Source organism: Ensifer sp. ENS08, from assembly GCF_014852195.1.
GTDB classification, from domain to species: Bacteria; Pseudomonadota; Alphaproteobacteria; order Rhizobiales; family Rhizobiaceae; genus Ensifer; species Ensifer adhaerens.
On the sequence record NZ_JACVBF010000047.1, the window covers coordinates 1 to 1,319 of the forward strand.

The 1,319-nt window shown below is 60.2% G+C and carries 1 protein-coding gene; it reads left to right on the forward strand.

The features are described from left to right. The first annotated feature begins 70 nt into the window (after nt 1-70). Nucleotides 71-1,290, forward strand: a protein-coding gene (locus tag IB272_RS34430; protein ID WP_246810522.1) for an IS3 family transposase whose coding sequence is annotated in 2 segments (ribosomal slippage) — nt 71-403 and nt 406-1,290 — 1,218 coding nt in all. Because the reading frame shifts where the segments join, the coding sequence is not laid out codon by codon here. Nucleotides 1,291-1,319 lie beyond the last annotated feature (29 nt).

Here is a 1,319-nt window from a genome sequence, read left to right on the forward strand (position 1 = left end):
TGAATTAGCCCCCGAAAGGCCCGGACATGCTCCCCCACTTAGTTAAGTGTGTAGGAGTAATGTCGGCATTATGACTAGCAGCAATTTTAAGATGGAAGTTCTCTCTGGGCCGGAACGTCGGCGGCGCTGGAGCACGGCAGAGAAGCTGGCGATCATCCACGAGACCTATGAGGCGGACGCGACGGTGAGCATCGTCGCGCGTCGGCACGGCATCCAGCCGAACCAGTTGTTCGCCTGGCGCAAGCTGGCGTCCCAAGGGGCACTGACGGCGACGGCCGCCGAAGAGGAGGTCGTTCCGGCTTCCGAATACCGGGCGCTTCAGGCCCAGGTGAAGGAATTGCAACGCCTGCTGGGCAAGAAGACGATGGAGAGCGAAATCCTCAAGGAAGCCCTCGAAATCGCCGGAGGCCCAAAAAAACATCTGTTGCGCTCGCTCTCTCTTCCGAGGGGGATTTTGGAATGAAGACCGTCTGCGAAACTCTTGGTGTCGCCCGGTCGAATATCGCCGCGCGTGCCGCAGGTTCCCCTTCCAGAGCCAGAGGACGCCCGCCACTACCTGATCGCGAACTGGTGGAGGACATCAAGGCCGTCATCGCCGAAACGCCCACCTACGGCTATCGTCGTGTCCATGCCATCCTGCGTCGGAATGCCCGGAAAGACGGGCGTTCGTGGCCCAATGCCAAGCGCGTTTACCGAGTCATGAAGCTGCACAATCTGCTGTTGGTGCGCCACACCGGAGCGGTCGATGATCGCCTTCACGACGGCCGGGTCGCCGTCGAGCGTTCGAACATCAGATGGTGTTCCGACGGCTTCGAGATCGGCTGCGACAACAAGGAGAAGGTCCGCGTCGCCTTCGCCCTCGACTGCTGCGACCGTGAGGCAATCGCCCATGTCGCCACTACCGAGGGTATCAAGAGCGAAGACGTGCAGGACCTCGTGATCACCGCCGTCGAGAACCGCTTCGGCCGCATCAACATGCTATCCGAGCCCATCGAATGGCTCACCGACAACGGCTCCTGCTTTGTCGCCAGGGACACTGCATCCTTGCTCCGCGAGATCGGCATGGAACCGTGCACGACGCCCGTGCGCAGCCCGCAATCAAACGGCATGGCCGAGGCCTTCGTCAAAACCTTCAAGCGCGATTACGTCTCGGTGAACCCCACTCCCGATGCCAAAACCGTCATTGCGCAACTGCCGTTCTGGTTCGAGCATTACAACAATCTTCACCCGCACAGCGCTTTAGGATATCAATCCCCGCGCGAGTTCATCAGCTCGCAATCTCAAGCCTGAGCATGTCCGGTCTTTTGGGGGCAACTCCA